Raw genomic sequence first — 4,774 nt, 5'->3', positions numbered from 1 at the left:
GTGCCATCTAGACCATCAACGATAATTTGATCACCAGTTTCGAGATCATCTAGAATACCATTAGCTCCTACTACAGCTGGAATTTCCATCGAACGAGCCATAATAGCAGTATGAGAGGTTCTACTACCAACTGCTGTAGCAAAGCCTTGCACTAATTCTTTATCAATTTGAGCTGTGTCAGAAGGCGCTAAATCTTTAGCTACCAAAATCACTTCTTTATCTAATTGGGCCAAAGAAACTGTATTTAAACCAAGCAGATTCTTTAGAATTCTACTTCCTACATCTCGAAAGTCTCCCGCTCGTTCTTTCATATATTCATTATCCAATGCTTCTAACTTAGCAGCAAACTCTTCAATTGCTTGGTCAACACCTGCTTCAGCATTAAGTTTCTCTTCATCAATCTTTTTTTCTACTGCTTTAATTAGTTCTGGGTCTTCAACTGCTTTTAAATGGGCTTCAAAAATTTGGGCTTTTTCATCTCCCATTTCTCGCTTTACTTTCTCTTTAATCTTGGCTAGTTGCTCTTTAGATTTTGCAATTGCATCTTTTAAACGTTCTTTTTCTCCTGCAATATCATCAACAGTTCTTTCTTCATATTCTACCTCATCTTCTAAGAGCAAAACTTCCGAAATAGCCACTCCTGGGGACGCTGCTACCCCTGTTAATTCTTGACTCATTTTCAGCCCCCCTTTATTTATTCTTCTCCAAAACCGCTTTGGATTAATTCTATAATTGTATTTACAGCTTCTTCTTCATCATCACCATCAGCTTGTACAATAATTTCTGCATCCTGACTAATACCTAAGCTCATGACTCCCATAATACTTTTAGCATTTACTTCTTGCCCATCATAAACAATTTGCACATCAGCATCATAAGTACTAGCCTCATCTACTATCATAGAAGCTGGTCTAGCATGAAGTCCCGTTTCATTTTCAATTGTTACTGCTTGTTTTTTCATCTTTATCCCTCCTGTAAACTTATTTAAATTATAAAGATATAGCTATATAAAGTGCCACTAGCTAGTAGATAAAAGCTAGTGGCTAGTAGTAAATTCAAAACCAAAAAAAAGTTCATAGCTAGAAATTATTGAATACTAGGTTAATGTTTTAGGTTTTGAATTTAATTTTATGTTTTTAACTACTAGCTCCTAGCTACTTACTTCTAGCTATAAAGTTGAACTGAAAGTGAAACTTTATATAGATACTGTTAATAACTTATCTTCACCAGCAGTTACTTTATTAGCCTCTGTCACTTCAAAACTATCAACTTCATTTATATTAGTAATTACTATAGGTGTAATAATTGAAGTTGCATTTTCTTCAATATAGTCTAAATCAAATGTGATCAGTTTATCTCCAACCTCAATTTGATCTCCTTTATCCACAAATTTTTCAAATCCCTCTCCATCTAACTCCACAGTATTGATCCCGATATGAACTAATATCTCTACTCCATCTTCAGTTTCAATACCAACTGCGTGTTTAGTTGGAAACAACTGCTTTACAACTCCATCTACAGGTGCTACTAATTTATTATCTGTCGGTTTAATTGCTACACCATCTCCTACGGTTTTAGCTGCAAATACCTCATCTGGAACTTCTGATAATGCTAATACTTCCCCTGTCAAAGGTGCCATTAATTCTAATTCTTGGTCATCACTACTAAAAATATTAAACATTTTTAGCCTCCTCTAAGTTATATACTTATATTTATTTTTTAGTCATTAAATGATGGTTAGAGCAGGGCCAACAACAATTGACCCGGCTCTAAATTTATTTACATAATATCTTTAATTTTATCTTTCAATGCATCAGATTCTGGACCAAATACAACCTGGACACTTGTTCCTGATTTCATAACTCCTGAAGCACCTAAGTCTTTTAGCTTTTCTTCGTCAACTTTAGTATTATCAACTACTTCTAATCTCAATCTAGTAATACAAGCATCAATACTATCAAGGTTCTCTGCTCCACCTAAGGCATCTAAAACTGCTTGTGCTTTACTTTGTTTGTTTTCTCCTGCATCATCTTCATCACTACTTGTATTATCTAAAATATCTGCTCCTCCATTATCACTATCTCCACGTCCTGGAGTTTCAAAATCAAATAATGGAATAGCAAAATAGAAGACTACAAAATATAATACAGCAATAATCGGACCGACAATAAACCAGAACGCTACTGGATTTCCAGCATTACTAATTCCTAATACATAGTCAATTAAACTTGCTGAGAAAGTATATCCTAGTCTAATATCAAAGAAATTAGTTAATAATCCTGAAACAAAACCACCTAACACATGGAATATATATAACGGCGGTGCCACGAAAATAAATGAAAATTCAATTGGTTCAGTAATTCCAGTTAAAATAGATGTTAAAGCAGCAGTAGATAACATACCTGCAACTTTTACTTTGTTCTTAGCTCTTAGATACATTGCTAAACAAGCTGCTGGTAATCCAAATAACATTAACGGATATTCTCCAGCCATAAATTTACCTGCAGTAGGGTCTCCAGCAAAATATCTTGCTGTCCCACCTCGTAGTACTTCACCAGCTTCAGTAGTGAAGCGTCCAAACTCATATAAGAATGGTGGATAGTAAACATGATGTAAGCCTACTGGAATTAAAGCTCTCTTACCTGCTGCATAAAGAGCTGGTCCAATAGCAGAATTCATCGCAAATCGGGCAAATTGATTAATCTTAATTTGTACTGGAGGCCATAAGAACGAAAGTACTACTCCAGCAATTACTGCACCTACAGCTGTTACAATCGGTACTAATCTTTTTCCAGCAAAGAATCCTAAATACGGCGGTAACTCAGTTTCATGAAACTGTTTATACATATGAGCGGCAATAATACCAACTATAATACCACCAAATACACCAGTATTAATTGCTTCTATACTTCCACCAGTTTTCTCAGAAATATTCACAATACCTGCCATTACATCTAACACTTTAGAATACACTGAAAATCCTACACCTGCTGCTAATGCTGCTACAGCTTCTCCAGCAAAACCAATTGCTACACCAATCGCAAAGATTAAAGCTAAATTTTCAAAAATTGCAATTCCACTATTAAACATCACCTGTCCTGCATCAGCCATTAATCCACTCTGTTCTTGTAACATTCTCCCAATAGCAACTAAAATACCTGCAGCCGGCAGTACAGAAACAGGAGTCATTAACGCTTTACCTATTTTCTGTAATCTTTTAAATCCTTTCATTTTTTAATCTCCTCCTATTAGAATATAGTATAGTAATACAGTAATCAGTAAAAAGTGATGAGAAGAAATCAAAACCAAATTAAAACTCTTTCATTTTAGGAATTAAGTATCTCTTTGAAATTTTGCTTTTATGGTTTTACTAATTACTTTTTTCTCATTACTCTTCTCTCATCACTAGTCACTAAGTGGCACGATAGTGACACTTTATAATAGAAAAAAGCTAGAGAAAGATAGACTACTACCACCTAAAGGTAGCACTATCTCTCCCTAGCTTATGCCTGATTTAACAGTAACACGCTAGTTGATAATAGCGTTATTTAATTATAAAAATTTTATTCATTTTTATTCAAATCTCGTCTTAGACGTTGGACATGCATTGCTAAATAACCAACTTCATCTTTTGGCACATCAACTTTTAACTCTTCCTCTATCATTTGAGCTAATTTAATAGAAATTTGATAGGCTCGAGGAAATTTATCTTTAATATCATCTAACATCGGATTAGGATTAACTTCATCCTTTTCTACTCTCTCTAAAGCAAAACGCAAATGATTTACTAACCGAGCATAATTCAAAGTTTCATAAGATAGTTTTTCACCTAATTTTTCTTCAACTTTAGCTACCATTTTTTGAATTAAAGAAGTATATTTTAAAGTTTTAGATACTCCTCTGTTTTCTCTGGCACCATGAATATGCAAAGTAATAAATCCAACTTCACTTTCCGGCATAGATACGTCAAATCTCTGTTCAATCATGTCAATTGCTTCTTGAGCCAATTCATATTCTTCTTGATACAATGTTTTGGTTTCAGTTAAAAACGGATTAGTTAAATCCATCCCATCTTCAATTCTTTTTAAAGCAAAAGCAATATGATCAGCTAGTCCAATCCGAATATGCTCATTTAATTCCTCTTCTAGTTGAGAAGAAACCATAGCTATAATTTCTTCAGTAACTCCAATTACTTGTTCATCAACTTCATTTAATAACTTCTGATATGCTTCTTTTTTCTCACCTTTAATTGGCACAAACTCTTTATCAATAGTTACTTCATCTCTTTGAATAATATCACCTTTTGTAGTGCCAAAGCCTATTCCTTTACCTAATAGAATAAGTTCTTTATTATTATTTCTCTTTTGGGCTAAAACCACATTATTATTAAATATTTTTTTCACTTTATAGCTAATATCTTTTAAATCACTCATGATAAAAGTCCTCCTACTTAAATATCTAAGCAAAGCAAATGAACATCGGCAAATTATATAATTACATAGAAAAAGCTAGGAAGAGACATAAATTTTCCCGTTGCTAGTTAATTTATATCTCTTCCTAGCTTATGCCTGATTGAACAGTAACACGCTAGTGCAAAGACCACTATCTCAGATTGTACATTCTACAATAACATATTTTTTTATTTTTATCAAGATTTTTATCTGAATTAATTATTTCCAGTTAAAAATTCACTAACTTCTTCAGCAGTCTCATAACTCAATGCTTCTTCTGCTATTTCTTCAGCATCTGCTAAGCTCATATTTCTAATTTGATC

5 protein-coding genes are annotated in these 4,774 nt (G+C 33.5%); all 5 read right to left on the bottom strand.

What is annotated here, in order from left to right; translation table 11 throughout:
* A partial coding sequence (locus JOC47_RS15165; protein WP_204703269.1) for a phosphoenolpyruvate-utilizing N-terminal domain-containing protein occupies positions 1–677 on the bottom strand: 677 nt, incomplete at its 3' end.
* A 17-nt stretch (positions 678–694) separates the two neighbouring features.
* Positions 695–961, bottom strand: a complete 267-nt coding sequence (locus JOC47_RS15160; protein ID WP_204703267.1) for an HPr family phosphocarrier protein — start codon at positions 959–961, stop codon at positions 695–697.
* Between the two features lie 234 nt (positions 962–1,195).
* Positions 1,196–1,681, bottom strand: coding sequence for a PTS sugar transporter subunit IIA (locus tag JOC47_RS15155; protein ID WP_204703265.1), 486 nt, complete (start codon positions 1,679–1,681; stop codon positions 1,196–1,198).
* A gap of 98 nt (positions 1,682–1,779) precedes the next feature.
* On the bottom strand, positions 1,780–3,231 hold the full coding sequence (locus tag JOC47_RS15150; protein WP_204703263.1) for a PTS transporter subunit EIIC: 1,452 nt from the start codon (positions 3,229–3,231) through the stop codon (positions 1,780–1,782).
* Positions 3,232–3,563: 332 nt separating this feature from the next.
* On the bottom strand, positions 3,564–4,433 hold the full coding sequence (gene glcT / locus JOC47_RS15145; RefSeq protein WP_204703261.1) for a glucose PTS transporter transcription antiterminator GlcT: 870 nt from the start codon (positions 4,431–4,433) through the stop codon (positions 3,564–3,566).
* Positions 4,434–4,774: the final 341 nt, after the last annotated feature.

It is taken from the genome of Halanaerobacter jeridensis, from assembly GCF_016908315.1.
Lineage (GTDB): Bacteria > Bacillota > Halanaerobiia > Halobacteroidales > Halobacteroidaceae > Halanaerobacter > Halanaerobacter jeridensis.
The sequence above is the reverse complement of the archived record's forward strand: the minus strand, read 5'-3'. Positions and strand labels throughout refer to the sequence as shown.

Bases quoted from the DNA above. Each gene is read 5' to 3' on its own strand.
- JOC47_RS15150 (WP_204703263.1), bottom strand. From the start codon at position 3,231: ATGAAAGGATTTAAAAGATTACAGAAAATAGGTAAAGCGTTAATGACT.
- glcT (WP_204703261.1), bottom strand. From the start codon at position 4,433: ATGAGTGATTTAAAAGATATTAGCTATAAAGTGAAAAAAATATTTAAT.
- JOC47_RS15155 (WP_204703265.1), bottom strand. From the start codon at position 1,681: ATGTTTAATATTTTTAGTAGTGATGACCAAGAATTAGAATTAATGGCA.
- JOC47_RS15160 (WP_204703267.1), bottom strand. From the start codon at position 961: ATGAAAAAACAAGCAGTAACAATTGAAAATGAAACGGGACTTCATGCT.